The sequence below is a fragment of the Kitasatospora sp. NBC_01300 genome (genome assembly GCF_041435235.1).
Lineage (GTDB): Bacteria > Actinomycetota > Actinomycetes > Streptomycetales > Streptomycetaceae > Kitasatospora.
Genome location: NZ_CP108408.1, coordinates 4084927 through 4111470 on the forward strand (window position 1 = coordinate 4084927; position 26544 = coordinate 4111470).

The 26544-nt window shown below is 71.3% G+C and carries 27 protein-coding genes, 1 tRNA gene, 1 pseudogene and 1 riboswitch; of the genes and pseudogenes, 10 read left to right on the forward strand and 19 right to left on the reverse strand.

All coding sequences use genetic code 11. From position 1 onward, the window contains the following. Nucleotides 1–16: 16 nt before the first annotated feature. The 3 genes from OG556_RS18215 to OG556_RS18225 form a co-directional block, all read right to left on the reverse strand. The gene (locus OG556_RS18215; protein ID WP_371517962.1) at nucleotides 17–559 is read right to left on the reverse strand and encodes an ATP-binding protein; all 543 of its coding nucleotides are present in this window, start codon (nucleotides 557–559) and stop codon (nucleotides 17–19) included. 305 nt (nucleotides 560–864) lie between these two features. Next, nucleotides 865–1689: a glycerophosphodiester phosphodiesterase gene (locus tag OG556_RS18220; protein WP_371517963.1), complete on the reverse strand. Its 825-nt coding sequence runs from the start codon at nucleotides 1687–1689 to the stop codon at nucleotides 865–867. Nucleotides 1690–1768: 79 nt separating this feature from the next. Continuing rightward, nucleotides 1769–3226 (reverse strand): cytosine permease, encoded by a 1458-nt coding sequence (locus tag OG556_RS18225; RefSeq protein WP_371517964.1) that lies wholly within the window; start codon nucleotides 3224–3226, stop codon nucleotides 1769–1771. Continuing rightward, nucleotides 3219–3366: riboswitch (TPP riboswitch) on the reverse strand. Its footprint overlaps the gene before it by 8 nt. A gap of 323 nt (nucleotides 3367–3689) precedes the next feature. On the opposite strand from OG556_RS18225, the gene OG556_RS18230 reads away from it, so the two are divergent. The 6 genes from OG556_RS18230 (at nucleotide 3690) to OG556_RS18255 (ending at nucleotide 10023) form a co-directional block, all read left to right on the forward strand. After that, the gene (locus OG556_RS18230) at nucleotides 3690–5504 is read left to right on the forward strand and encodes a S1C family serine protease (protein WP_371517965.1); all 1815 of its coding nucleotides are present in this window, start codon (nucleotides 3690–3692) and stop codon (nucleotides 5502–5504) included. 63 nt (nucleotides 5505–5567) lie between these two features. Further along, nucleotides 5568–5655: transfer RNA gene (locus tag OG556_RS18235), tRNA-Ser, on the forward strand. A 117-nt stretch (nucleotides 5656–5772) separates the two neighbouring features. Further along, entirely contained in the window at nucleotides 5773–6600 is an 828-nt protein-coding gene (locus OG556_RS18240) for a MerR family transcriptional regulator (protein WP_363627853.1), read from the forward strand. A 110-nt stretch (nucleotides 6601–6710) separates the two neighbouring features. Beyond that, entirely contained in the window at nucleotides 6711–7973 is a 1263-nt protein-coding gene (locus OG556_RS18245; RefSeq protein ID WP_371517966.1) for an FAD-binding oxidoreductase, read from the forward strand. 428 nt (nucleotides 7974–8401) lie between these two features. After that, nucleotides 8402–8731, forward strand: a complete 330-nt coding sequence (locus OG556_RS18250; RefSeq protein WP_363579777.1) for a hypothetical protein — start codon at nucleotides 8402–8404, stop codon at nucleotides 8729–8731. Between the two features lie 506 nt (nucleotides 8732–9237). After that, nucleotides 9238–10023, forward strand: a complete 786-nt coding sequence (locus tag OG556_RS18255; protein ID WP_371517967.1) for a pyridoxal 5'-phosphate synthase — start codon at nucleotides 9238–9240, stop codon at nucleotides 10021–10023. 46 nt (nucleotides 10024–10069) lie between these two features. On the opposite strand, the gene OG556_RS18260 is transcribed toward OG556_RS18255, so the two are convergent. Beyond that, entirely contained in the window at nucleotides 10070–11134 is a 1065-nt protein-coding gene (locus OG556_RS18260; protein WP_371517968.1) for a DMT family transporter, read from the reverse strand. A 152-nt stretch (nucleotides 11135–11286) separates the two neighbouring features. Here OG556_RS18260 and OG556_RS18265 point away from each other — a divergent pair, with 152 nt between their 5' ends. Next, nucleotides 11287–12144: a glycoside hydrolase domain-containing protein gene (locus OG556_RS18265; RefSeq protein ID WP_371517969.1), complete on the forward strand. Its 858-nt coding sequence runs from the start codon at nucleotides 11287–11289 to the stop codon at nucleotides 12142–12144. Nucleotides 12145–12291: 147 nt separating this feature from the next. Further along, nucleotides 12292–12513, forward strand: a pseudogene (locus OG556_RS18270) (fatty acid--CoA ligase); the annotation flags it as partial. Nucleotides 12514–12841: 328 nt separating this feature from the next. Here OG556_RS18270 and OG556_RS18275 read toward each other — a convergent pair. Beyond that, on the reverse strand, nucleotides 12842–13291 hold the full coding sequence (locus OG556_RS18275) for a hypothetical protein (protein WP_371517970.1): 450 nt from the start codon (nucleotides 13289–13291) through the stop codon (nucleotides 12842–12844). A gap of 157 nt (nucleotides 13292–13448) precedes the next feature. Between OG556_RS18275 and OG556_RS18280 the strand changes: the two genes are divergently transcribed. Continuing rightward, nucleotides 13449–13682, forward strand: a complete 234-nt coding sequence (locus OG556_RS18280; protein WP_371517971.1) for a GntR family transcriptional regulator — start codon at nucleotides 13449–13451, stop codon at nucleotides 13680–13682. A gap of 39 nt (nucleotides 13683–13721) precedes the next feature. On the opposite strand, the gene OG556_RS18285 is transcribed toward OG556_RS18280, so the two are convergent. The 6 genes from OG556_RS18285 to OG556_RS18310 all read right to left on the reverse strand — a co-directional run bounded on the left by OG556_RS18285 (nucleotide 13722) and on the right by OG556_RS18310 (nucleotide 16715). Next, nucleotides 13722–14093 (reverse strand): hypothetical protein, encoded by a 372-nt coding sequence (locus OG556_RS18285; RefSeq protein WP_371517972.1) that lies wholly within the window; start codon nucleotides 14091–14093, stop codon nucleotides 13722–13724. 77 nt (nucleotides 14094–14170) lie between these two features. After that, nucleotides 14171–14707, reverse strand: coding sequence for a hypothetical protein (locus OG556_RS18290; protein WP_371517973.1), 537 nt, complete (start codon nucleotides 14705–14707; stop codon nucleotides 14171–14173). Between the two features lie 96 nt (nucleotides 14708–14803). Then, nucleotides 14804–15223, reverse strand: a complete 420-nt coding sequence (locus OG556_RS18295) for a hypothetical protein (RefSeq protein WP_371517974.1) — start codon at nucleotides 15221–15223, stop codon at nucleotides 14804–14806. Beyond that, on the reverse strand, nucleotides 15195–15575 hold the full coding sequence (locus OG556_RS18300) for a hypothetical protein (RefSeq protein ID WP_371517975.1): 381 nt from the start codon (nucleotides 15573–15575) through the stop codon (nucleotides 15195–15197). The genes OG556_RS18295 and OG556_RS18300 overlap by 29 nt, the downstream gene beginning before the upstream one ends. A gap of 195 nt (nucleotides 15576–15770) precedes the next feature. Further along, nucleotides 15771–16022 carry a hypothetical protein gene (locus OG556_RS18305; RefSeq protein ID WP_371517976.1) on the reverse strand — a complete coding sequence of 84 codons (252 nt, stop codon included), beginning with the start codon at nucleotides 16020–16022 and terminating at the stop codon, nucleotides 15771–15773. A 243-nt stretch (nucleotides 16023–16265) separates the two neighbouring features. Then, a complete protein-coding gene (locus OG556_RS18310) occupies nucleotides 16266–16715 on the reverse strand; it encodes a hypothetical protein (protein ID WP_371517977.1) in 450 nt (149 codons plus the stop codon). Nucleotides 16716–17064: 349 nt separating this feature from the next. Between OG556_RS18310 and OG556_RS18315 the strand changes: the two genes are divergently transcribed. After that, a complete protein-coding gene (locus tag OG556_RS18315; RefSeq protein WP_371517978.1) occupies nucleotides 17065–18123 on the forward strand; it encodes a Scr1 family TA system antitoxin-like transcriptional regulator in 1059 nt (352 codons plus the stop codon). Between the two features lie 63 nt (nucleotides 18124–18186). Here OG556_RS18315 and OG556_RS18320 read toward each other — a convergent pair whose 3' ends face one another. From OG556_RS18320 to OG556_RS18355, 8 genes are all read right to left on the reverse strand, one after another. Beyond that, complete coding sequence (locus OG556_RS18320) at nucleotides 18187–18519, reverse strand: hypothetical protein (RefSeq protein ID WP_371517979.1); 333 nt, start codon at nucleotides 18517–18519, stop codon at nucleotides 18187–18189. Continuing rightward, the gene (locus tag OG556_RS18325; protein ID WP_371517980.1) at nucleotides 18516–18743 is read right to left on the reverse strand and encodes a hypothetical protein; all 228 of its coding nucleotides are present in this window, start codon (nucleotides 18741–18743) and stop codon (nucleotides 18516–18518) included. The genes OG556_RS18320 and OG556_RS18325 overlap by 4 nt, the downstream gene beginning before the upstream one ends. Nucleotides 18744–18799: 56 nt before the next feature. Continuing rightward, complete coding sequence (locus OG556_RS18330) at nucleotides 18800–19933, reverse strand: peptidoglycan-binding protein (protein WP_371517981.1); 1134 nt, start codon at nucleotides 19931–19933, stop codon at nucleotides 18800–18802. Nucleotides 19934–20006: 73 nt separating this feature from the next. Further along, nucleotides 20007–20738, reverse strand: coding sequence for a hypothetical protein (locus tag OG556_RS18335; RefSeq protein WP_371517982.1), 732 nt, complete (start codon nucleotides 20736–20738; stop codon nucleotides 20007–20009). After that, nucleotides 20739–21851 carry a hypothetical protein gene (locus OG556_RS18340; protein ID WP_371517983.1) on the reverse strand — a complete coding sequence of 371 codons (1113 nt, stop codon included), beginning with the start codon at nucleotides 21849–21851 and terminating at the stop codon, nucleotides 20739–20741. Nucleotides 21852–21878: 27 nt separating this feature from the next. Continuing rightward, complete coding sequence (locus OG556_RS18345) at nucleotides 21879–23030, reverse strand: hypothetical protein (RefSeq protein ID WP_371517984.1); 1152 nt, start codon at nucleotides 23028–23030, stop codon at nucleotides 21879–21881. 12 nt (nucleotides 23031–23042) lie between these two features. Then, nucleotides 23043–23999: a hypothetical protein gene (locus OG556_RS18350; RefSeq protein ID WP_371517985.1), complete on the reverse strand. Its 957-nt coding sequence runs from the start codon at nucleotides 23997–23999 to the stop codon at nucleotides 23043–23045. 4 nt (nucleotides 24000–24003) lie between these two features. Then, nucleotides 24004–26439 carry a phage tail tape measure protein gene (locus OG556_RS18355; protein WP_371517986.1) on the reverse strand — a complete coding sequence of 812 codons (2436 nt, stop codon included), beginning with the start codon at nucleotides 26437–26439 and terminating at the stop codon, nucleotides 24004–24006. Nucleotides 26440–26544 lie beyond the last annotated feature (105 nt).

Here is a 26544-nt window from a genome sequence, read left to right on the forward strand (position 1 = left end):
GGGAGCGCGCGTCGGTTCAGGCGCTGCGGGCGTCACCACCGGTGCGCCGGGCGTGCCGGGCCCGGGCGGGCAGCGCCGCCCAGACCGTCACCTCGCCGGGCGCGTCGCGCACGCCCCAGTCGCTGGCCAGCTGGTCGACGATGTTCAGTCCGCGACCGCCGCGCGAGGTCAGCGAGGGGCCGGCGGGCAGCGGCCGGGTGGTCGCGCCGCCGTCGGTGACCTCCAGGGTGAGCACGCCGTCGGCGTGCAGCTGCCAGCGGACCAGCACGCCGCCGTCCGTTCCGCTCCCGTGCTCGTCGCGCTCCCGGCCGCCCGTGGCGGAATGCGTCCCGGAGGGGACGCCGACCAGCAGCTGGTCCACCACCTCGGCCCGGGCGCCGCGCCCCAGGGCCCGCAGCGGGCCGAGCGGACGGGCGTACCGACAGGCGTTGCTCAGCAGTTCGGAAAGGATCAGTACGGCATCATCGATGACCGGCTCCGGTATCTGCCGGTCACCCAGATCTCGACGCAGTCGGCGCCGTGCGACCCCGACACTCGCCGGGCCGTGCGGCACTGCCATGGTCGATGAAGTCGGCACTTCACGCGCCACCATCAACGCCACCCCCGGACCTCCTTCAGCGTATGCCGAGGGAGAGATGCCCCTTGGTAATGCGTCGGAAACGACCGCCGGACGATCCCGCGAGGACATTTCAAGCGATTGCGACCGAGGGTGGACCTGAGGTCATTCCGTGCTCACCGTGCGTCGCCCCGGCGCATGAATTCCGGCAATAACGGGCCCGGAAGGTTTGACTGCCGACCAGAACGATCAGGTTGTGTCCGGGCTTTGCGGGTGGATTTGCGGGCGGCCCGCCGTCCGACGCCGGATCACCGGCCGAGCTGCGCCAGGACCTCGGCGGGCCGGTTGGTGATGATCGCGGACACCCCGAGCTCCAGGCACAGTTCCACGTCGGCCGGTTCGTCCACGGTCCACACGTGCACCTCGTGCCCCAGCTCGCGCAGCCGCGTCACCAGCTGCGGGCGGGCCCGCACCAGGTCGATGCCCGGTCCGGCGATCCGCGCCCCGCCGGGCAGCGGGGAGCCCGGGCGCAGCCGGCCGACCAGCGGCAGGGCCCGTTCGAACAGGAACACCCGCCGGTACTCCGGCGCCGAGGCCGCCACCCGGTCCAGCCCCACCGAGGAGAAGCTCATGATCCGGGCCGAGGGGCGCTCGCCCTCCCGGTTCGCGCCGATCTTGAAGCGTTCGAGCGTCCGCAACAGTTCGGCCTCCACCCGGCCGCGGTAGCGCACCGGGTGCTTGGTCTCGATCGCCAGGTCCACCGGGCGGCCGCAGTCCACCACCAGCTCCAGCAGCCGCTCCAGCCGCAGCACGCCGCGCAGCTCGGGGTCGGTGCTGGGGCGGCCGGTCTTCCAGGCGCCGAAGTCGTACGCCTCCAGCTCGGCCAGCGTCATCGCCGAGACGGTGCCCTGGCCGTTGGAGACCCGGCCGATCCGGCGGTCGTGCACGCAGACCAGCTCGCCGTCGGCGGTCAGCCGGACGTCGCACTCGACCGCGTCCGCGCCCTCGTCGAGCGCGCGCCGGTACGCCGCCAGGGTGTGCTCGGGCAGGGCGTGCGAGGAACCGCGGTGGGCGATCACCTGGACGGGCGGCGTGCTGCGCGCCGCCGTCGAGGACGGGTCTGTGCTGGTCACGGGCCCCACGATAGGCGGCGGAAGTGACGCGCAGGCGAAGACGGCCCCAATCCGCGGGGCCGTCTTCGGTGTCGGTCGGTCAGCTCAGCGCCGCCCTGCGGGTCAGCGGGGTGAGCGCCCAGGTGACCAGCGCGGGCACCAGGAAGGCGAACAGCGAGGCGGACGTCCACTCCTGCGGGGTGAAGTGCAGGGCGTCCTGGGCGGAGGTCCAGAAGCCCGTCCACCAGCTGGCCACCGCGGTCGGCGCGATGAACTGGTAGACCGCGAAGCCCAGCACCCACGGCAGCAGCATCAGGCGGCGCGAGGGCGCGTCGGCGGAGAGGTTCCAGCCGTACCGGCCGGCGCCGAAGAAGTAGTCCACCGCCAGCACCGCGAGCAGCGGCACGAAGACCGAGCCGATCAGGCCGAGGAAGTTGGTGTAGGTGTCGGTGAACTTGTCGATCTGCAGCGCCAGCACGGTGATCAGCAGGCCGATCCCGCCGGTCAGCACCCGGCGGTCCACCTTCGGCAGCAGGTTCTGCACCGACATCGCGGTCGAGTACACGTTGGCGAAGGACTGGTCCGTCTCGCGCAGCACCAGCACCAGCAGGAACAGCCAGCCGGCCCAGACGCCGAGGAAGGAGTCGAAGATCCTGTTCGGGTCGCCGTCGGACTGCAGCAGGGCCATCAGGCCGAGCACGTAGCACCAGACCTGGGCGATCGTGTAGCCGGAGAAGCTGCCCCAGAACGCCGAGCGCGCGGTGCGCGAGTGCCGGGTGTAGTCGGCGGCCAGCGGGACGAAGGAGATCGACACCGCGATCATCGCGTCGGTGGCGCCCAGGAAGCCGTGCCAGTTGCCGGCGCCCGGGTCGGGCACCCCCTGGCGGCCCAGCTGGACGGTGAAGTACACCATCGCGACGGCGACCGCACCGGCCACGAAGCGGCGCAGCACCGCGATCGAGCCCAGCGGCCAGATGGTCAGCGCGGTGGTCAGCGCGCCCGCCAGGAGCACGAACAGCCAGCGGTAGCCGTCGGTGTGGGCGACGGTCTGCGCGCCCGCCGCGATCGTCAGCAGCTCGAACACGCCCCAGCCGACGCACTGGACGATGTTCAGCACGGTCGGGACGTACGACAGCCGGGTGCCGAACAGCCCGCGCAGGTTCGCCATCGCGGGCGCGCCGGTACGGGCCCCGATCAGCGCGGCCACGCCGAGCATCGCGGTGCCGACCACGGTGCCGGCCACGATCGCGGTCACCGCGGCGGCCAGCGACAGCTCGCTGCCCTTGGCGCCGAGCACGGTCGCGGCGGTGGAGAAGCCGATCAGGCTGACGCCCAGGTTCATCCAGAGCGCGAAGTGGTCCCGGAAGCGCAGCGTGCGCGGCGGCTCGGTGTCCAGTACGAGCGGCGCCTCGGCACGCTCCGGGCGGTCCAGGACGGCGGTCGCCGTGCCGGTGGGGTCCGCGTGACCGCCGTCACCGCCGTGAGCGGCCGGGGACGGTTCGGGGAAACCCTTGGACGCGGGCGCGCCCGAAGAAGAGGATGGCGAAGCAGGCGACATGGCCGATACTCCCTACGCCGGCATTACCCGGACAGGTTCCGGCGGTCTGCGCCCCCTCGACGGTCCGCCCACGATCCCGTGGCGTACGGTCGACCAGCGCACTCTCAGCCTGGACGGTCCAAGCTCCCGCGTGTCAGTTGTGAGCGACAGGCTAACCGGCCCGGGGGTGAACGCCAAGGCCACGGGGTGTGCGGCCCGCATCGCGGGACGCCCGGCGGAGGTGGGGGAGCCTCCGGTCGTCGGCCGGTCGCCGGTTCGGCCGTCGACTTGCCCGTCGGCTCGGTCGTGTTGCCCGTCGGCTCGGTCGTGGGCCCGGTCGTCGGCGCAGGACAGCCTGGTCGGCGGCCCGGCTGTCGGCGGCGGCTAAGGATTCTTATGAGTTATTCAGAGGGGTCCTTACGGCAAACGAATCGGCAGTACGAAAAACTATGGTCCTTGGTTCTGTCAGCTATGGAGGTCGTTCGTGAGCACCGAGCGCGAGGTTGGGCCCACCGGGCCGCAGGGGGAGCAGCCCTCGGGCGGCCAGGCGGCGGCTGTTCCCGCTTCCGACGGCCACGCCTCGGGCGGGCACCAGCCGACACTGGCCTTCGGCCGGGTCCCCGAGCCCGGGGCCGCTCCGGCCGCCGAGGCAGCACCGGCTGAGGCCGCGCCGACGGAGGGCGTGGCGGCCGACGGTGTTCCGGCCGAGGGCGGGTACCAGCCCACGGTGGCCTTCACCAAGGTCCCCGCGCCGGAGGCGCCCGCGCAGGCCCCGGCCGTGCCGGTCGCCGACGCGCCGGCCGCCCCGGTCGACGCCGCCACCGGCTACATCGACGCGCCGCCGCCGGTCCTGCCGCCGGCACCGCCGGTCCCGGCCGCGCCGGCGGCACCCGTCGCACCCGTCGCCGAGAGCCCGGCCCTGCCGCCGGGTGCCAACCCGTACGCCACCCCGGCCCACGGCGTCCCCGCCGCCGGCCCGCACGACCCGTACGGCACCCCGGCCGCCCCCGGCGCGCCCGCCGCGCACCCCGCGCCCGGCCACCACCCGTTCGGCGCCGGCCAGCCGCTCGGCGGCTGGGGTGCCGCCCACGACGCCGGCGGCGGCGCGGGCTACCCGGGCGGCCCGGCCGGACCGCTCGGCTACCCGGCCGACTACCCCGGCGGCCCCGGCGGCCCGCGCAAGAAGCGCGGCGGCCTGGTCGCCCTGATCGCCGCCGTCGCCCTGGTCGCCGGCGTGGCCGGCGGTGCGCTCGGCGTGACCGTCGCGGACCGCAACGACAGCACCAACAGCGCCGACGACCACCGCAGCACCACCGTCCAGGCCAGCAACACCCAGAAGAACGAGCCCGCCCCCGGCTCGATCGCCGGCATCGCGCAGAAGGCGCTGCCCAGCGTCGTCACCATCAAGGCGCAGGGCAACGGCGAGTCGGGCACCGGCACCGGCTTCGTCTTCGACACCGAGGGCCACATCCTCACCAACAACCACGTGGTCGCGCCGACCCTCAACGGCGGCAAACTGACCGTCAAGTTCGCCGACGGCACGTCCTACAACGCGTCCGTGCTGGGCCACGCCGAGGGCTACGACGTCGCCGTGGTCAAGATCGACAACCCGCCGAAGAGCAAGCTGGCCCCGCTTCCGCTGGCCGACTCCGACAAGGTCAACGTCGGTGACGCCACCGTCGCGATCGGTGCGCCGTACGGCCTGGAGTCCACCGTCACCAGCGGCATCGTCAGCGCCAAGGACCGCCCGGTCGCCTCCGGCGACGAGACCGGCGGCCAGTCCTCCTACATGAACGCGCTGCAGACCGACGCCTCCATCAACCCCGGCAACTCCGGCGGCCCGCTGCTCGACTCCAGCGGCTCGGTGATCGGCATCAACTCGGCGATCCAGTCCAACGCCTCCGCCAACGGCCGGGCCGGCAGCATCGGCCTCGGCTTCGCCATCCCGATCAACCAGGCCAAGTGGGTCGCCGACACCCTGATCAAGACCGGCAAGCCGGTCTACGCCAAGCTCGACGTGCTGCGCAACGACGACTACAAGGGCGACGGCGCGCAGATCCAGACCCGCGACATCCAGGGCCAGCCGGCCGTCACCCCCGGCGGCGCCGCCGACAAGGCCGGTCTCAAGCCGGGCGACGTCATCACCAAGCTCGGCGGAGTGCCGATCGAGAACGGCCCCGCCCTGGTCAGCCGGATCTGGACGCACAAGCCCGGCGAGACCGTCGACGTCGAGTACACCCGCAACGGCCAGCAGTTCAACACCAAGGTCACCCTCGGCCAGCGGGACGGCGACAGCTGACCCCCACCCGCACGAAACGGTGTGCACCGAACCCCGCCGGACCCGTTAGGCTGACCTCCGCCTGGAGAGCTGCCCGAGCGGCCTAAGGGAACAGTCTTGAAAACTGTCGTGCGGTGACCCCGTACCGTGGGTTCGAATCCCACGCTCTCCGCTGGTTGGAGAACCACCTGCTCAGGGCGGGTGCCGAGATCACTCGGCACCCGCCTTCCGCGTTTCCGGGGGCGGGGGTTGACCCTGACACGGTGGCAGGGGGTGGAGTGGGGGCACCATGTTGAACATCGGAGACTTCGCCAGCCACGGCCGGGTGTCGGTGCGGATGCTGCGCCACTACGACGCGATCGGGCTGCTGCGGCCCGCCAGGGTGGACCCGGTCAGCGGGTACCGGTCCTACGAGGCGTCCCAACTCGCCCGGCTCAACCGGGTGATCGCGCTCAAGGAGCTCGGCTTCACGCTGCAGCAGGTGCGGGCCGTCCTGGATGAGCAGGTGGACGCGGCCGAACTGCGCGGGATGCTGCGGCTGCGCCGGGCCCAACTCGCCGAGGCGATCGCCGCGGACGAGCAGCGGCTGACCCGGGTGGAGGCGAGGCTCCGGACGATCGAGAGCGAGGGGACCATGTCCGCACACGACGTCGTACTGAAGCGGGTGCCGTCCGTCCGGGTGGCCGAACTGACCGCAGTGGCCGCGAGTTACCAGCCGGAGGACATCGGACCGGTGATCGGCCCGCTGTTCGCGGAGCTGTGCCGGCGGCTGGCCGAGGCCGGGATCGCCGAGGCGGGCCCGTCCGTCGCCCGGTACGAGGACGTGCCGGAGGGCGAGGGCACGGTGCTGATCCGGGTGGCCGTCCCGGTCGGGCCGGCGGTGGAGCCGGGCCGGTACGGCTTCGCGGTGCTCGACCTGCCGCCGATCGAGGAGGCGGCGACGGTCGTGCACCGCGGCTCGATGGACGAGGCGATGGGGAGCTTCCAGGAGCTGGCCCGCTTCATCGACGCGAACGGCTACCGCTCGGCCGGCTACGCCCGGGAGCTCTACCTGGAGTGCCCGGACGACCCGGCGCGGTGGGTCACGGAGTTCCAGGAGCCGGTGGTCCGCCGGTAGGCCCGATCCGGCCGGGCCTCATGCCCGCGGATCCGCCGGGGCCCACTTGCCCGGCCCCCGGCGGGCGGGCAGAGTGCGGTGGAGGCGGCGGGCGGCGAGTGGAGGCGGCGATGGGTGACCTGACGGACCGACTGGCGCAGGGCCTTCCGGCCGGGGCGGTGGTGGTGGATCCGGACGTGACCGCCGCCTACCGCCACGACATGGCCGGCTTCTGCGCCGCCGGTGCGCCCGCCGTGGTGGTGTTCCCGGAGACGGTCGAGCAGGTGCAGCACGTGCTGCGCACCGCCACCGCGCTGCGGGTGCCGGTGGTGCCGCAGGGGGCGCGGACCGGGCTGTCGGGGGCGGCGAACGCCGTGGACGGCTGCATCGTGCTGTCGATGGTGAAGTTGAACCGGATCCTGGAGCTCGACCCGGTGAACCGGATCGCGGTGGTCGAGCCCGGCGTGGTGAACGCCGAACTGTCGCGAGCAGCCGAGGAGTTGGGCCTGTCGTACCCGCCGGACCCGTCCAGCTGGGAGTCCTGCACGATCGGCGGCAACATCGGCACCGGCGCGGGCGGGCTCTGCTGCGTGAAGTACGGCGTCACCAGCGAGTACGTGCTCGGCCTGGACGTGGTGCTGGCGGACGGGCGGCTGCTGTCCACCGGGCGCCGGACGGCCAAGGGCGTGGCCGGGTACGACCTGACCCGGCTGCTGGTCGGCTCGGAGGGCACGCTGGGCGTGGTGGTCCGGGCGGTGCTCGCGCTGCGGCCCGCGCCGGCGCCGCAGCTGGCGCTGGCGGCGGAGTTCCCGAGCGCGGACACGGCGGGCGCGGCCGTCTGCGAGGTGATGGCGTGCGGCCTGACCCCGTCGCTGATGGAGCTGATGGACGCGGTCAGCGTGCGGGCGGTCAACGACCTGGGGCGGATGGGGCTGCCGGAGACGACCCGGGCGCTGCTGCTGGTGGCCTTCGACGGGCCGGACCGGGAGGCCGGGCTGGCGCGGGTGGCGGAGCTCTGCCGGGCGGCCGGGGCGACCGAGGTGGTGCCGGCCGAGGACGAGGCGGAGTCGCAGCTGCTGCTGGAGGCCCGGCGACTGGCGCTGCCCGCGCTGACCATCGGGGTGGTCAGCCACGCCGGGGACGGCAACACCCACCCGATCGTGATCTTCGACGGCTCGGACGCGGAGCAGGCGGCGCGGGCGCAGCGCTCCTTCGACGAGATCATGGCGCTGGGGCTGGAGCTGGGCGGCACGATCACCGGGGAGCACGGGGTGGGGCTGCTCAAGCGGGACTGGCTGGCGCGCGAGCTGGGGCCGGTCGCGCTGGACCTCCAGCGACAGCTGAAGGCGGTCTTCGATCCGCTGGGAATCATGAACCCGGGCAAGATGGTGTGATGTTATTTCCCCCCATATTTCAGTACGACTTTCCGATGGTCTGGGAATGGCTGGAAAAGTCGACATGGGAGGGTGGTCGAACTTTTCGGGGGCGCGTTTCCTGATTTCCCTGCGCCGGGGGTGGTGCGCCTGGTGGCTCGCGTGACGGTGGAGCGCCCTGTCTGAAGGGCCCTCCGGGAGGCTGCCGTCCAAGCAAAGTGCCAGCTCAGTAGGGGTGTGTCGGCGCGCTGTCCGATTTTCGGTCCGTTATGCGCAGCCCGGGTGGATATCACGCTAACGGGCGAAAACTGCTCCGTCGACTAGTGCTTTGTCGATTTGTTGCGGAAGTCTGTCTCTCGGCGTCGCAGCCCGCAGGTGTTCGTCTGGCCGGCGAACTCCCGCACCCCCTGCTCGACAATTGCACGATTTACAGCTTCTTGGAGGCTCTCATGGCTCGCATCCACACCCGCCGGGTGGCCGGACTCCTGCTCGCCGCCCCGCTCGCGGCCGGCCTGCTGCTGGCCGGCGCCGGCGCTGCGGCGGCCGACAACGGTGCGGGCGCCGGTGCCGGCTCCAACGCCGGCGTGGTGTCCAACGTCGGCACGGGCAACGTGTTCGGCGGGGTCGACGGCAACTACATCTCCACCCAGCAGACCGCCACCGGGACGGGTGCCTCGAACCAGAACAACACCCTCGCGGTGAAGGACAACGCGGGCACCATCCTGGCCGGGCAGTCCAACAAGAACATCAACGTCGTGTTCGCCCCGATCTTCCACTGATCCGATCGGGCACCACCGACGGCGGGGGCGCCGGAGGTGGGCGGCCGCGGGTGAGCTGAGCACTCGCGGAGGGGCTCGAACCAGTCTCCGGGCGGAATCGCCGCCCGGGCGCGGATCAGAACAGCGCATGACCGGCCAGCGGAAAGGGTCACCGCGAAGCCGGCCTCGTGGGCGGTGCCGCCATCGGCACCGCCCACGAGTGCGTCCGGGGCCGGGAGCGAACCGCCCGGGCCCGCTCGTCGCCGGCTGCCCGTCGCCGCCGGCAGCGTCCGGCGCCGCCCGGTAGCGTCCGTCGCCGCCGACACCGCCCGGGACCGCCCGGGACCGCCCGGGACCGCCCGTCGAGGCAGGCCCGGACTGCGCGAACGCGTCCAGCGAGGGCCCGCGCCCGGAGCCGTCGGTGTTCGGCGGTACGGTTGCGCTCCGACAGCGCACCACGTGCCCGGGCCCGGGAAGGACGGCCCGGCCGGGGCGGCGACCGCGGCAACCGGAGGAGAGGGCGCGCGATGGCGGCGGAGGAGGAGGGCCTGACCGGCCCGGGCGAGGCCTGGCCTGCACCGGAGCCGGATCCGCGATCCGGGCCGGACGCCCGCCGGGAGCCGGCCGAGCACCGGCCCGAGCCGAAGTCCGTGCCCGAGCTGCTGCTCGGACGCCCGCCGATGGCCCGCCCGCTGCCGACCTTCGACGCCGAGGCCGCGCCCGCCGAGCCCGGCCCGCTGTTCGTGGACTGGCTCGCCACCGCGCTGGCCGCCGGCGTGCCGGACCCGCAGGTGGTCACCCTCTCCACGGTCGACGGGGACGGCCTGCCGGACGCCCGGGTGCTGGTGCTGCGCGACGTCGACGCGTCCGGCACCGGCTGGGTCTTCTCCGCCGCCGCCGACAGCCCCAAGGGCCGCCAGCTGGCCGACCACCCGGCCGCCGCGCTGACCGTCTACTGGCCCCAGCTGGGCCGCCAGGTCCGGGTCCGCGGCACCGTCGAGCGGGCCGCCGACCTGGTCGCCGCCGCCGAGTTCGCCACCCGCTCCCCGGACGCCCGGGTCGGCGCGCTGGTCGGGCGGCAGAGCGAGCCGATGGCCTCGCTCGCCGAGTACGACGAGGCCGTCGCCGTCGCCCGCCGCCGGCTGGAGGCCACCCCGGACGCCGTCGCGGCCGGGCACGCGGTCTACACCCTGTGGGCGCACGAGGTGGAGTACTGGCAGGGCGACGCGCAGCGCCGGCACGTCCGGCTGCGCTACACCCGCACCGGCCCGGTCCGGACCCCGGAGTGGTCGCGCACCCTGCTGTGGCCGTAACGGTCCGACGGTCCGAGGGCCAGGCCCTCGGACCGGCCGTGCCGCCCTACCGCCGCCCGGTCAGCGTGGCTCCCACGCTGGCCGCCACCACGCAGCCGATCCCGGCCAGCTGCGGCACGCCCAGCAGCTGGCCGAGCACCACCAGGCCGACCAGCGCGCTGACCGCCGGCTCCAGACTGACCAGCACGCTGAACACCCGCTGCGGCATCCGCCGCAGCGCGGTCATCTCCAGCGCGTACGGGATCACCGGCAGCAGCAGCGACACCCCGGCCACCGCGGCCAGCAGCCCCAGCGGCGAGGCGCCGGGCGCGGTCAGCCCGTCCCAGGCCTGGCCGAGTCCGAACGGCGCCAGGGCGAGCGCGCCGACCGTCATCGACACCGCCAGGCCCTGGAAGCCCTGGAAGGCGGCGCCGACCTTGTCGGTGAACAGGATGTACGCGGCGTAGCAGGCGGCCGCCCCGAAGGCGTAGAGGAGTCCGACCGGGTCGAGCCCGCCCCCGTCGCCGCCCTCGCCGAGCAGGGTCAGCAGGACGACGCCGCCGGCGGCGAGCAGCGCCCAGAGCAGGTGGCTGGCGCGCCGGGCGAAGACCAGGGCGACCGCGAGCGGGCCGAGGAACTCGATGGTCGCGGCGGTGCCCATCGGCAGCCGGTCGATCGCCCCGGCGAACAGGAAGGTCATCCCGGCCGAGGCCACGCCCAGCAGGGCCGCCGCGGCGAGGTCGCGCGGGCGCTTGTCGCGCAGCCGGGGCCGGGTGACGGCGAGCAGGATGACCGCCGCGAAGCCCAGCCGCAGGAAGGTGGTGCCGCTGACCCCGAGCGGGCCGAACAGCGGCTTGGACAGGGCGATCCCGGTCTGCACCAGGAACATCGCGGTCAGACAGAGAAGCGGCGCCGGGATCCTCTCCGGGCGCCGCAGGACCTTCGGGAGTCGGCCGGTGGGCCGGCCGGGGGGCGCGTCGGGCGGTGCCGTGGAGCCGGGTGCCCCGCCTCGTCGCCAGCTGCCCCGCTCGCCGGCGGGCTCGCCCTGGGGGGCGGGCGGCATGGCAAGCGCCTCGGCGACGGCGGCAGCCGGCATCGGGGCGGTGGTTTCGCTGGGATGGGAGCTGGGCATATGGGCGAGTTTGCCGTAAGGAGTGATAAACGGGCAAGCTCGTTACAACTATCGGGACGGATGTGGACGGGTACGGCCGAAAGGGTGGGCTCTCCCAGGGCGCCCGGCGTGGTTGCCGCGTTCGTCCGATGGTCCGTCAGTAGCAAGGGCGGGTGCGCTACCTCCGCCCCGCGGCCCTGTTCGCCGCCTCCCTCGTGCTCCTGCTGGCCACCGACGGGACGGGCGTGAGCGCCGGAGCCACCGCCCTCCCCCGCATCCGGGCCCTCACCCTGCCCGACCGGGTCGGCCCGCCCAGGATCCACGACGACTTCACCGGCCCCGCCTTCGACGTCTGCACCGCGCCGCCCCTCGACACCCTGCGGGCCTGGCACGGGACCTCCCCGTACGGCGCGCTCGGCATCTACGTCAGCGGCGCCCAGCGCGGCTGCGGCCAGCCCCGGCTCACCGCCGAGTGGGTGCGCCAGGCCCGCGCACTGGGCTGGCGCTTCCTGCCGGCCCACGTCGGGCTCCAGGCGCCGTGCAGCGAACTCGGCAACAAGCCGCGCCGGATCGACCCCGCCCACGCGGTCGAGCAGGGCCGGGACGAGGCCACCGAAGCCGTCCACGCGATGGGATCGCTCGGATTCGGCAAGGGCGGCCCGGTCTACCTCGACGTCGAGGCCTACCCGCGGCGCGACCCCGCCTGCGGCCAGGCCGTGGTCGACTTCGCCGTCGGCTGGACCCAGGCCCTGCACGCCGCCGGCTACCGCTCCGGCTTCTACTCCAGCCTCGACTCCGGCATCGCCGACCTGGCCGCCGCCGCCCGGGCCGGCAGCTCCCCGCTGCCCGACGCCCTCTGGTACGCCCGCTGGGACGACCGGGCCGACACCGCCGACTCCGGCGCCCTCGGCTCCGACCTCTGGGGCTACCACCAGCGCGTCCACCAGTACCGCGGCAACGTCGAGGAGACCTACGGCGGCGCCGCCCTCACGATCGACCGCAACCACGTCGACGGCCCGACCGCGGGCTGACGCGACGCCGATCCGTGACGCGGGCAACGGAGCCGGGATACTGACAGCGGGCGGGGCGGGGCGGCACAATCGGGCACGTCCGCGCGCATTACCGCCCGGTAGGTGCCGCAGGCGCAGCCGCCAGTGCCGCCAGGTCAAGGAGGACCCGTGTTCAGCACGATGCAGGACGTCCCGCTCACCGTCGCCCGGATTCTGGAGCACGGGTCCACCATCCACGGCCGGTCCACCGTCACCACCTGGGACGGCACCGGGCCGGTCGTGCGGACGTACGCCGAGGTGGGCGCGCGGGCCGCGCAGCTCGCCCACGCGCTCCGCGACGAACTGGGGGTGACCGGGGACGACCGGGTCGCGACCCTGATGTGGAACAACGTCTCTAAAGCACTCGTAGCCTGACCTGGGGAAACGCGGCGGAGCGGTATCGGCCGCGGTGGCGGAACAGCGAGAAGCCCCCCTCCGGCCGGAGGGGGGCTTCTCGTGCGCAGAGGCTGGTTAACCGATCAGCGAAGAAGCGGTGTGCATGTCGGGCATCCCCAGACTGTGAAGCCGGGGCCGCTGATGGCCTCGATGTGGGCTACTGCGGTCACGGTGTCGCGGGTGTCGCCACAGCGGTGGCAAGGTCGGATCGGGGTGTTGTGGGCCGGTCCGGCCTTCCCGTCGGGGGGTTGGGCGCCGCAGGTCTCGGTGATCGTCGTTGCCATCACGCACCGGCCCCGATGAGCGCCTGGGCGCCCAGGTAGGTGTAGCCGGGGTCAGGCAGTCCTGCCGAAGCCGCTTCGAGTGCCTGCCGCCGGGCGGTTTGCCGCTGGTCTTCGAGCAGCACCGCCACCCACAGCGGGACCACTCGGACCGTAGCCGGTCGGGGGAGTTCAGGCGCGGGGTCTTCTCGGGCTGGCTCGGGGGCTTCCTGAGCCTCTGGGGTGTACAGGCGGACGGGTGCGTGATCTTCCGCGTTCAGCGGCTTCGAGCGCTCGATTACGTGCGGCGGGATGTTCCAGAGTGCGGGCATCTCCGGTTCCGGCGCGGTGGGCGGCGCTGGGGGCTTGGCCTGGAACGGGTCCCCCGCCTCTATGGGCAGGTACAGCGCTATCAGGCCAGCCAGCAGGATGCCGGCCCAGGTGAAGAACACCCAGGCGATAAAGTGGGTCATGTCTTAGCTCCGAGAAAGCTAGGGCCATTCCCCGGGACCGTTGGCGCGGTCGCCGGGGCTCTTGTCGCGTTGACCTTACTAGGGGTCCCTACCACTGTCCATCACTCCCTATAGCACCCGACTGCCGTCAGCGCCCGTCGACGGATACCTTCGTGGCATGGAGTTCGACCCGACCCGTCCCAAGTGGCGACAGATCCGCGACGAGATCGCCCGCAAGATCGAAATCGGCGAGTACCCGCCCGGCTATCTCATTTCGGCGGTACAGCTCGAACGGGACTTTGGCGTGGCGCGCGCGACCGTTCAGAAGGTCACGGCATCGCTGCGCGCAGACGGGCTGATTCGGACTGAAACTGGGATGGGCAGCTTCGTCACGGACCGCACACAGAGATGAGCCCCGCCCAGGCGAACCCGGACGGGACCCGGTCGAACGTTAGAGCCCTTCCGGGCAGGCGATCCCGTCCACAGTGCGCGGGCAAGCAATGAGAGCGCGCGCGACGTACTGGCTGTTGTTCGGGTACCAGCCCCAGACCACATCACGCCCCGAAGCCTGGGCCAGCGTGTCCCTGACGAACTCCAGGCGCGCCTTGTCATCGCTTCCGTAGGACTCCGGGTAGGGGTACTGGGCCAGCTCCCCGGCCATCCAGTCGACCGCCTTGTCGATCTCGTGGAACGTGCCCCTGATCAATCGCGGGGGCTTCCTCAGCCAATACTTAATTTCCATGGGCGGCAGCTCGTCGTCAACGCTCTTACTCTCCGCCCGTTCCCGTCCGATCCACCCGTATGCATGCCAGTGCAACGCCATGACTCCCCATCAGGTCGGCGCCGGACCGGCCCCCAGCGTTCGGGAACCGGCCCGGCTGATCACTTCAGGCTAGCGAGTCAGGCGAGGTAGTCACGGCCGTCGTCGCTGTCGCCGGGCTGCGGGTTGCTGCCGCCGCCGTCGTCGGGGCTCTCGTCCGGGTCGACCCCGACGACGGCTCCGTACGGGCGGCCGTCGTCGCTGTCGCACTGCATCAGGCCATCCGGGGTCTCCGCCCAGAACTTCAGGTCGACGGCGAACCCGGCCTTTTCCATGGCCTCGATCGTGCGGCCCAGGTCGGCCTTACCGCGCCCGCCCGCGTTCGGCCGGGGGTTGTGGTGGATGAACCGACCGGCCACCTTCTCGAACCACGCGGCGGCGTCCGCCGTGTGGAGGTAGAAGGCGTGGACGCCCTTGTCTACGGCGGCGCTCGGCATCAGCGCCGGACCGTCGTACTGCGCGACCGTCGCCAGGAAGGCGACCGCCTGACCCACGATGCGGTCCGCGTACTGCTTCGGCGCGCCCAGCTCCGCGACCGCGAACGCGGCGACGCTGGAGAACAGCTTCGGGTCGACCAGCTCACGGCCGGTTCGCTTGGCGGTGTCAATGGTGCTCAACTTTGCCTCCTAGATGGGAGGGCCGTACCCACGGAAGTGGGCACGGGTTGTGCAACCCGCCGGCTCAACCGACGGGAGTCTGATGGGTTGTGCGGACTAGCTACCCACGGAGGTAGCCGGTTGGAACGGGAGTCTCGCGGACGCGGGCGGACGGGACGTTCGCGCCCGCTCGTACTCGTTCTCGACGTGCAGCGGGCCCGCGCACTTGAGCGCCCAGTAGACGGGCTGGCCGTGCGCGTTGTGGCTGCGGAACGCCACTTCGGTGCGGAGCGTGACCTTCGAGTCGGCGTCCAATACCCGGCGGCGGCGCACGAACACGCCCTCTCGTCCGTCCGTGTGCAGGTACCAGCCCTGGAGAGTCAGGTCCAGGTCGTCAACGCAGCCGCCCGCCGCCCGCTCCGGACATCGACAGCCAGTGCCCGGGTCGAACTCCAGGTCGTCGTAGATGGCAGTCGCGATGCTGCTGTACAGACTCGGGGCGATCGGCTCAGCCGGCAGCCGTCGGGGGATCGGCACCGCAGGTAGCTCCCTTCTTCGAAGTGGGGTCTTCCCGGTACAGCGCAACCCCGGCGTCAAGAAGCTTCGCCCGTAAGGCCTGTTCGGGCGTCGGGCGACTGATGTAGGGGTAGGGACAGGGCCACACGACTTGGTTAGACCCGGGCTCACGCAGGTACGCGACCCCGCGCGTGTAGTTGTGGACGATTCCGATCCGCGTGCCGAGCTGGGTGTCGACAGCGGTCGAGCCGGGCGACGGGCCAGTCAGGCGACCGGCCACGGCCGGGGAGACGGTCCCGCTGTTCTCCACATCGGTTCGCGCGGCCAGTTCGGCCGCCTCAACGCCGTTCTTCCAGTTTCGCCACCGGGCCACGTGCGGTTCCTTGTGCTGGCAGGTACAGGTGGGCGCGGTCTCGCCCGTCCACGACGGGGGGCATGTACGGACGAGACCGCTGTTCCCGTACCGGGACGTCCACTCAGGACCGACACTGAGTGGTGGTACGGGAGTTGGAGCCCGTCCCGAGCGGGCCGTTTCCATGACTGCGCGTCCGGGACGGGGGTCTAGGTGCTACTCGACGGGCTTCTTCGACTGCTCGATCCGGCGGAGTTCTCCGTCTTCGTCCGTGACCAGAAGCACGAGCGGCACGTCGTCAGCGATGAACAGTTCCCGGCGGACCGAGTCAGCAATGACCTCTTCGTAGTACCGATTCATGTCATCGGTCGTGACGTACGGATCGGACAGTGCGCCCTCGATCTCCAGCTGGTACCCGTCGGCGGGCACGACTTCCACGCGGACCTCACGTGCTGCCGGGGGCTCCATCTGCGCTCGTTCCTTCAAGGTGTTCGGGGCGGTCGGGGTTCGCCGGGAGCCCCAGACGGCGCCGGTCGAGTTCCGCGCGAAGTGCCAGACGATAGGCCCGTTCGTCACGGACGATCTCGCGACGTCGGGGGCTGAACATCGTTACCGGCCAGGCAAATTGGGCGTGCAGACCCCAGAGCATCTGAGCCGTGACTACCGGGTGGGTGACCCGGTGAAGCCAAAGCCGACTCCAGGAACCACGCGTCACGCGGCGGGAACCGGGGCGGTGGTCCGGCGCCGGACGGGCTTACGGCCACAGACCTGAACGCGGACTTCGTCACCCTGGTACCCCGACGGCATCAGGTAGCCGAAGCAACCACAGTCGTACCGCCAGCCGGCGCATCCGTCGGGGGTCGGCGGGTCGGGCCGGATCAGCGTGCCGCACGGGGGGCACACGTCGGGCTCGGGGTCGTCCAGGTCGGGGGGCGGTTCACTCATGAGGTGGTGCCCTTCTGTGGGGAGTTGACCTCTTCGAAGCAGGGGTTCGGCGACGACGACCGCCGCGCCGAACACGGTGCCAAACAGGACCAGGACGACGAGCGCCCGGTAGCCGTACGGCTGACCGCGTATAGCCATGTCCGCCACGAGCGCGACCGCCAGGGCGGCGACGGCCACCACGCCGACCAGCGGCAGGTAGACCCGAGGCGGGGTCACCGGTACGTCGAAGCGACCGAACCCCTGGGGGCTCCAGCCGGGTTGGCGTACTCCAGCGGCGGGCAGACAGGTTCGACATCGACAGGCTGCGCCGCCCACTCACACCCGCCATGCTCCGGACGTAGGTAGTACCTACCGGCCAAGGTGCCCATGTAGACGCCGACCCGCCGACTACGCCGGTCGTGGACGAGCTGTCGATCCGTCGGCTTGAACAGGGTGCCCATGCCGTTGCCTCCTACCGAGTTGCGTTGCGGTAACTAGCCAACTGCACGGGGAAGCCAGAGGGGTATACCTGACAGCACGACAGAACCTGATGTACGGAATGGGGTTGCGGATGGCGGGACGACGAGTGCGCACAACGCTGCGACCGGAGACCTTTGCATGGGTGTTTCGGGATCTCCGGACAGCCGCCGGCTACTCCACCCATCTGAGTCTCGCCACGGCGCTTCACGTGTCCGAATCCTTCGTACAGAAGATCGAGAGCAGCCAGCGCAAGCCCCACCGAGACTTCGTGCACGACTGCGACGCCCTGTTCGGTACCAGCGGGCAACTCATGCGGTCGTTCGATGACACCGACTGGAGGATCATCGATCATCCAGATTGGTTCCAGATGTACGCCGACACGGAAGCTAAGGCCACCCGGATTCGAGGACTGCACACTGAGCGCGTGCCGGGCCTACTTCAAACAGCCAACTACGCCCGCGCGCTGGTACGGCATCTCAACCCGGACTCCGACCCGGACGACATCGAGCAGACGGTCCAGGCCCGATTGCACCGACAGGGCCGGTTCCTCGATGTCGACGGCCCTGAGCTCGTCGCCATAGTGGACGAAGGGGTCATCTGGCAGCATGTCGGCGGACGCATGGTCATGTATGACCAGCTCGCGCACCTGTTGACCGTCTCCGAGCAATACCCAAACGTCCACTTGCACGTTGCTCAGCGAGAGTTGGGCGAGAGGACCGGCCAGGGAGGCTTTCACTTGCTGACCCTTCCGGAAGGTTCCACATGGACCTACACCGAGGTTCTGGGCCACGGACGCTTCATCACTGATCAGGAAATCTCAGCAGTGCACAGCCGGGCCTATGATCGGCTCCGTGCGGAAGCGCTGAACTGGACGGACTCCGCACGCCGGATCCACCGCGCCATGAGGGAGCTGCTGAACGTGACCACCCCCCGCCCGCCTTACATCCCTGTTGACTGGCGCCGCCCGCGCGACTGGAAGACCTCGTCAGTCAGCCAGGGCAACGGGGGCGAGTGCGTTGAAGTTGCAGTCAGCGCAGCACCGGTCGAGGGCATCGTTCCCGTACGGGACTCGAAGGACCGGCAGGGCCCGGAACTTGGCTTCTCCCCCGCTGGCTGGCGGTCCTTCGTGTCGGCCATCCGGAGCGGCGAGTTCGGCGCCGTTTAGTTCCTCTCAACGACAAGAACGCCCCCTGTCCGGCCGTAGCCGGTACAGGGGGCGCTGTGCTGTCTATGGGGGGTCGAGGTGGCGGGCGGTGCGCTGGTCGACGCGGTCGATGGCGTCGCGGAGTGAACTGCCGCTGTTGGGGTGGAGTTCGTGTTGCACGGTGGCGAGTTGCTGTTCGATGGTGCCGAGTCGGGTCATGACGCCGGGGCGGCCGGGGACGCCGGGGCGGTCGTCGGTGCCGGTCCAGTCGTCGACGAAGTCCTCGACGCGCTGTGCGAGGTGGCGGGCGCCGCGGGTGGCTCGCCAGAGTAGGCCGAGTGCGGCGGAGAGGGTGATTACCGCGCCGGCCCAGAGCAGGACGTCGTCGAGGTGGCCGGCGCTGGTGGGGGCGCTCACTCGGTGGGGTCCTCCTCGGTGGTCCGGAGCCAGGCGGGCAGGACCTGCTCGACGGCGGGCAGGGCCATCACGCGCGTGATCGCTCCGGCTACGGTGAGGGCCACGGCGATACCGGGCAGGGTCTCGGGGATGCCGGCGGTGGAGACGAGTAGGGGGAGTGCGGCGAGCAGGCCGAGCACGGTCTGCAGGCCGGTGCGGATGGTGCGCCGGGTGGCGTTGGTCAAGGGAGTCTCCTGTTGGTGGGGCCCGGGGCCGGCCGGCCCCGGGCAGGGCGGGTGGGTTAGCGGACGGTGAAGCCGTGCCGGGCGCCGAGCTGGTCGAGGGAGGCGCGGCCGGGGATGCCGTCGGCGGCGGTGCCGCGGTACCCGAGGGAGCGCTGCCACGCGGCGTAGGCGGCCACGGTGCGGGTGCCGAACGAGCCGTCGCCGGCCCACTGGGCGTCGAGCAGGCCTTCGGCGGCGAGCGCGGCCTCGACGGGTCGGACGGCGTCGGGGTAGGTGGTGGCGCCCTGGTCGAGGCCGGGGTCGCGGCGGGCGGCGGCGATCACCTGGTCGAGGTCGATGAGGGTCTGCTCGCCGGGCAGGGCGCCGCCGAGCAGGCGCCGCAGCGACTGCTCACCGGGGATGCCGTCGGCGTCGCCGCCGCTGTATCCGAGGCTCTGCTGCCACGCGGCGTAGTTCTCGGTGTCGGCGTCCGTCCAGTCCTCGTTGGGGCCGACGGTGTAGTGCTGGCCGTAGCCGGCGGTGACGAGTGCCTCGCCCACCTGCCGTACCTGGGGGCCGTGGGCGCCGTAACCGTACTCCTGACCGCCAATGGTGACTCGGTAGCGGGCGGGGCCGGCCGGTTCCGGCGGCGGGGGCGGTGTGGGGGTGGTGGGGTCCGGGGCGCCGTTGGCGTGGGCGACGATCGACGGGAAGACGACCGTACGGAACTGTTCGATCCGGGCGTCGCCGGGGCAGGCCGTGCCGGACGTCGACCACGACCGGAACAGCCCGTGATACCCGTACCCGGGGTCATCGGCGCTGCGGCAGATGCGGAGCGGGATGCCGTGCTCGCGGTGGAGCCAGACGCCCAGGGCGACGAGCTGCTCGATCTGCTGGTCGGTCCACGGGTCGGTGTGCTGGTTGTTGGACTCGGTCTCGATCGACACGGCACCGGTGCCGTCGCTGCGGCGGTTCGCCGCCGCGTTAGCGTCCGCCCTCGTCTGCGTGCCGATGAACTGCGCGATCGCTCCGTCGTACCCGAGCCCGAAATGGCTCTCCAAGTTCGTGCTGTCGCGCCAGTACTCGTAAATGCGGCGCGGCGACCACTCAGCCGCGATGCTGTGCAGGATGAACTGCGTGGGCACGATGGCCGGTTGGGCGTCGGATTCGGGCTGCAGCTCCATGCGTTCGGCGCCGGGGTACCAGGACATAGGGGGTGTCTCCAGACATGGGAAAGCCCCGGGGCCGGACGGCCACGGGGCGGGGAGAGAGGGGGAGTTGGGGTCAGCGGGTCTGTGTGCCCAGGCATCCGGCTGCGCAGGCGTAGACGTTGCCGGTGCCGCCGGTGCGCCAGGCCTTGATTTCGATCTTTGTTAGGGCGGCGTACTCGCCGGGGCAGAGCTTCGGGCCGTCGGCGAAGTAGTACCAGTCACCCGAGTTGATGGTGTGCTGCTCGCCCCAGGGCTGGCCGTCGACGTAGACCTGCACGGCACCGGTGGTGCCGAAGTCCGCAGCGCCGTAGGCGGCCACGTTGAGCATGGGGTGGTAGCGGATGTGTGCCGCCGTCCACAGGGCTTCAGGGCTGCCTGACTGCGTCTTTGGGTACCTGTCGAGGTCCCCGTCGGCGTAGAACGGCGTGTGCAGGTAGGGCACGCCGAGACCGCCGTTGATCCGGTCTTCGGTGAAGATCGTTGATCCGCGGCTGTCGTAGATATCAATGCCCTGCGGCATCTTGCCCGGTGACCACATGGCGAGGGCGAGTGAGCCGTCCTCGCGGCTGATCAGAACGCCGTACTGTTCGCTGCCGTCCGGGTGGTCCGGACTGATTCCCCCGATGTACACCATTTCTTGGCCGGTCTTGGCCTTCACTTGGAGGGTGCCGCCTTCGGCGATGACGACAGGGCGGTGCTGGATCTGGTCGAGGGCTGGGCGGGTCTGCGCGCGGCCGGACAGTTCGCGCACCTGCCGCTCCAGGGTCCGGATGCGGTCGAGGAGATCCTGCGGGATCGCGGCCAACTAGTCTTCCTCCAACGTGAGTTTGGCGGTCTCGGGGCGCCCGCGCTCCGGGGGCGTGACTGCGATGCCGATGATCCGGAATCGGGCGCTCATCCCTTCGGGCCACCACAGGTCGACGATCCGCACGCGGACCGTAGCGCCGAGCAGGGCGGGGGTGATCTGGCCGTCGAGTCGCACGGTGAGCTCGGGCACGGTGTGCGGGTCGAGGTGGGCGTCGGCGTCGGCCCGGGCGTGCGCGTCGAGGGTGGGCTGCTGTTCAACCGTGCTGTAGTCCGAGCTGCCGTCGAGGCGCGGCCAACCGGCCTCGACGTCCGCCGCGGTGGTGATCAGCGAGGAGAGTAGCGGCGTGCTTTCGGCAGTCTGGTTGCGGTTGACGCTTGCGCCGCGGGACTGCCAGGCGTTGGCTTTGCGCGTGGCGTCGGTCGGCCACGTGTACGAGATGATCGGTCCGGGGCGGGTGAGCACGATGTCGCCGCGGCCGGCGCGGATGATCGGGTGGCCGAGCTGCAGTCGCTTGATGCGTCGGCCGGTGGCGGGGTCGCGAAGGGATGCGATCCGCCACTCGAAGCCGTGCTCGACACGTGAGAGTTGCTCGATCAGGTCCCGGATGAACGGCAGGTCGTATCGGCTGTAGGACCGATCTCGCGGGACGCCGGAGATCTCGGTATCGGCTTCGATGCCGATGTCGCCCCCGGGCTGCCCGGCGGTGTACGAGATGAGGTTGCGGACGATGTCGAACTGGTCGGCGCCGTAAACGACTTGGGAGTCGTAGAGCATGCGGTGGGACAGGTAGCTGTCCCAGGTGGCGGCCTGTAGATCGAGCTGCAGGCGCCCGCGGTCGTCGCTCTGCAGGCTGGTGGTCCAGAGGATGCCGCCCCACCAGATCGCGCCGTCGCGTTCGACCCACAGCCCGGTGCGACCGGGGACCAGGGCGGCGCGGGCGCGGACGGCGAGCTCGGCGGTCGCGAGGTGCACCGTCGCCCGCAGTGAGCCCGACTTCCCGAGGTACTCGTCGAAGCTGACGGCCCACAGCGGTAGGACGTCGAGGAGTTGATCGGAGCGGAGATCGCAGATCAGGATGCGGTACGGGGTGGGGGGCAGCGACGCGACCACCCCCCGGGGTGCCCGGGGCCGGTGGCCCTAGGCGGTGGTCTCGTAGGTGATCTGGATACGCATGGTCGACAGGATGTTGCCCCAGTACAGGCCGATGCTGCCGGGGGTAACCAAGCCAAGATCGCTCACCCGGTAGGCGAACACGTAGGCGACGCTCGCGCCGCGCTCGATGCACGGGGTGAGCAGCTTCCAGGCGTTGCCGGCGCCGTCGACGTAGCGGCCGGTGCCCTGCCAGCCGAGCGGGGCCGCACCGTCGACCGCGGGGAACGGCAGGCTCACGGTGATGTTGGCCGAACCGAGCACACTGTCGGGGCCCCAGGCGAGCGAGGCGACCACCTCGACGCGGCGCCCGATGCGGCAGTAGCGGCCGGACGGTACCGAGGAACCGAGCGACTCCAGACCGCCCCACGTGGGCGTGTACGACGTCCACCCGCCCATCGGCACCCACCCGGTACCGGACCACCGTTCCAGGCCGTTGGCGCCGTCGCGCCACTGACCAACGTAAGTGCCGAACGCTAGACCCGAGTTGGGCATGATGCCGCCGATGGCCTGCGGGTAGGCCACCCACGCGGCCCCGGACCACCGCTCGACGCGGGCGCCGGTGTCACGCAGTTGCCCGGTGTAGGAGCCCGGGTCGGTAGAGCCGTCCGGTCGGACACCGCCGGCCGCCACGGTGTAGGTGCGCAGGTCGGTCAGGGCCGTTGCCCAGGGGATTCCGCCGGTGCCCGCGGACGCACCGACCGGTACCCGCACCGACCACAGCGGCAGCGAGCAGGCCGGCGCCGCCGGCGCCCCGGGCTTGGAAGCCGGCGCGCCCTGCACGATCTCGACCGACACCAGAGCTTTGCCACTGGCGTCGAACAACCCGTCGTACACCCTGATGACGATCAGGTCGATCCGGTCGTACTGCGGGTGCCCGGCCCCGAAGGTGAGCGCCTCCGGCGCGGTCACCGTGACCGGGTAGCCGCCCTGAAGGACACTCCCCTGCACGACTGCGCGGCCAACGCCGAGCTGCGCCTGCATCGGCGCAGTGGACGTGAGCAGGAGCGGGGTGCCGCCGGGGATGACCCCGGGGGCGGTGGTGGTCGGTCCGGTGGGGGTCATGGTGCCGATGGGGGACAGGCGGGTGTCGGTGCGGCTCTGCCCGGTGGGCGGGAGCCACGCGGCGCGCACGGTCATGCGGGGTGCCTCCTACCAGTAGGCATGGCGCCAGCGCAGCAGCGCGCGGGCGTCCGGGTGCGGGGGGACGTCGGGGGCGCCGCGGAACGCGAAGTCGGTCACCCCGGGCGGGACGGCGAGTAGCTGCTCGGGCGCCGAGAGATCGGTCACGGTGTAGATCCGGGAGGCGCCGCCCAGGGTGACCGTGGCGGCCGCGGCGTCGACGACGAGCTGCTCGCCCGGGCCGAGCGTGAGGTCGTACTCCCACCGCCGGCCGGTTCGGACGCAACGAAGGGAGGGGCTCGTTACGGGCCCAGTGAAGGTCAGCACGGCCGGCGCGTCGGCGTTGCCGGCGTTGGTGGCGGTGAGGCTGCCGGACGCGCCGCCGGCCCCGAAGGTGAGCCCGGCCTCGACGGCCGGGCCACCGGCGGGCGGGGGCGGGGTGGTGAGGTGCCAGTCGAGGCCCTGCTCGACCGCACCGGCGGCCTGCCAGTCGAGGCCGGCCTCGTCGACCGGCAGTCCAGCCTCGGCCTGCTGCTCCGCCAGCGAGTAGCGGCGCGGGTCGGTGGCCTCGAACTGCAACGCGCACCCGGTGATGGTGCCGACCCGGTAGCCGCGGCCGGTCGGCACCGACCACCGCAGGCACCGCGCCCACACCATCAGCGGCCCGCGCTCGTCCACCTGCACCACGAGCGGCACCTCGTCAACCAGCGACACCGCCCCCGCCTCGAAGGCGGCGACGGCCGCGCCGATCCGGGCGGCCGGCGCCCGGATCGTGATCTCATCCACCGTGATCGTGCGCGGCTGCGCCCAGAGGTCGCCGGGGTAGGCGCCGTGTCCGGCCGGCCTGTTGGTCGTGCCGGAGTCGAACGAAGGGCTGTCGGACCAGCCGGTGAGCTTGCGCCACCGGTAGGGGGTGCCAGGGCCGAGCAGCAACTGCTCGCCGAACTGGATGTGCCCGGGGGCGAGCACGCGGTCGCCCGCGGCCACGGCATCACCCCCTGCCCTTGAGCTGCCAGCCGAGCGCGGCCGCGATCTGGTCGGGGCTCTGCCCGCCGGCGTTGAACTGCTCGATGTGCAGCAGCGGCCCGGATGGCCCGGCCGGGGTGCTGGCGTAGGCCATGACCGGCGCCGGCCCGGTGGGCACAGGACCCCGCACCGCCGCAGTGAGCGCCGGAGTCTCCGGCACCTCGACCAACTCCCGCATGGTCTCGGCGAGTTGCGGCTGCGCCGCCTCGATGCCGGACACGATGCCGGCAGGAATCCAGCGGCCAACTGCGCTCGCCATCACGCGACTTGGCGAGTGGATGCCGAGTGCCTTAGCGATCGGTCCGGGGATCAGGTTTATTGCCCAACTGGTCAGGGTGTCGCGCAACCAGCCGCCCATGGACTGAATGCCCGACCACAAGCCGCGGACTACATCCTTGCCCTTGTCGATCAGTAGCAGGCCCATATTCCCGAGGGAATCCGCGATGCGCCCGGGCAGGCCGCGGACGTAGTCGACCAGGGCGCCGGCGCGATCGGCCACACCGGACCGGATCGCATCCCAATGACGGATGATCAACCCGACAAGAGTCCAGTTGAGAAAAAAATCGACGATCCTCCCAGGAACTCCCCGGATGAAATCCGTGGTCGCATTCCACCCGGCGACCGCACCGTTCTTGATCGAGTCCCAATGGCGGATCAGAAGTCCGACGAGTGAGAACGTCATGAAGGCGTCGACCATGAATTGTGCGGCGCCGCGAACTACGCCAACAATCCAATCCCAGGCCGCCGCTGTAGCGCTTTTGATGGCGTCCCAGTTGGACACGACCAGCGCGACCAGCCCGACAACGGCAGCGATCACCAGCGCGACGGGGCCGATCGCGATCAGCCAGGCAGCGGCCACCCGGGCGGCCTGCAGCGAGCTCTGCGTGCCCATCAGGACCCACGTGCCGACCACCCGCGCACCGGCCGCCACCGCCGCGCCGCCCTGCGCAGCCCAACCCGCGACCATCTGCGCGTTGGTGACCAAGTACACCGCCCCGGTGGCGACCGCGGTGGCACCCTGCGCCACCCACCCTGCAACCAGGGTCGCGGTGGTGACTGTGCCCTGCACGCCAAGGGCGATGAGGGTCGGCAGCATGATGGCGGTGATCACGCCCGCAGCGATCGACACTGCGAGGCTGTGCTCGCTGACGAACCGCTTGCCTGTGTCGAACTTTTCGCCCAGGGTGCCGACCCAGTCCGCGGCCGACATGAGCGCCGGCACCACCCTGGACCCGAGGACTTCGACAGCCCCCTGCTGCAGGCCCCGCGTGAACTGCGTCCACCGGGTGGATGCGTTGTCGCGCATCGTGTCGCCAGCCTTCTTGGCGGCACCGTCGACCGCGCCGAGCCCAGCAACCGCGGTCGACGGGTCGAGAGAGAAAAGCGCCTTCGAAAGGTCCTCGGCCTGCGTTCCCAGAAGCGCAACAGAAAGGCGTGAACGCTCCGCAGGGTCTTTCACCAGCCGTAGCCGGTCCATGAGCTGATCGAGCGCGGAATTAGCCTGCGGCCCGCCCTTGGCGAAAGCGGTCGCCATTTTATCCGCGTTCAAGCCAAGGCTTTTCAGCCCGTCGGCCGCAGAGCCGTCCTTAACTCGGATGTTCAGTTCTTTGAAAGCATCCGCCACCACATCGGCATCACGCGCGCCGGCTTCGAGGCCTTGATGGATAAGGCCCATGGCCTGCTTTGCGTCGACGCCCAGATCGCGAAATTGCGTCGGATATTCGTTGAAAGTGTCGAGCAGGTCCTCGCTCTTATTCGCGCCGAGCTGCGCGCCGCGCACGAGAACATCAAATGCCTCGTCGGCGTTCTTCGCCATTCCCGTTTTGAGCATCTGCCCAACGGATCGCGCGACAGGGCCGACTTCCTCACCGAGGATGTCGGCGACCTGCTGCGCGCGGCCGCCAACCTGCTGCAGGTGCTCGGCAGTCGAGTCCGCCGGTACGAGACCCTGCTGCCACAGGTGCTTCAGTGCCTCGTTCGCGGTCTCGACACTGTCGGTGTACCCGCCGGAGTACAGCTTCCCCGCAGCCTTGCCCAGTTGGGCGGCCTGCTCCGGGCTGGCGCCCAACTGCGCCGTGAGCAGGCTCGTACCCTTTTGCTGGTCGACGGCCTCGGTCAGGCCGACCACGACGGCGGCACCGATCGCGCCACCGATCAGCGCGCCCTTGATGGCGCTAAGCGACTTCGTGATGCCGGAACTGGCACGCTCGGCGCCGCGCTCGGACTGGTCGGCGAGCCCGTCGCCCAGGTCCTTCCCAGCGGCTTGGCCGGCGCGGCCGGCCTCGTCCTCGACGACCTGCCCGGTACGCCGGATGCCCTGCTCGGTGCGGCGCAGGCCCTGCTCGGCACCGGAGTCGTCGACGGTGATGGTGGCGAGCAACTCGCCGACGGTGAGCGCCAACTCGGCTCACCCCCTCGCCGAGCGAAACCATCACCAGATGATCCGCTGGTAGAAGTTCGTGGCCTTCGGCCTGATGCAGCCAGCGACCTACACCTCGGCGGGCAG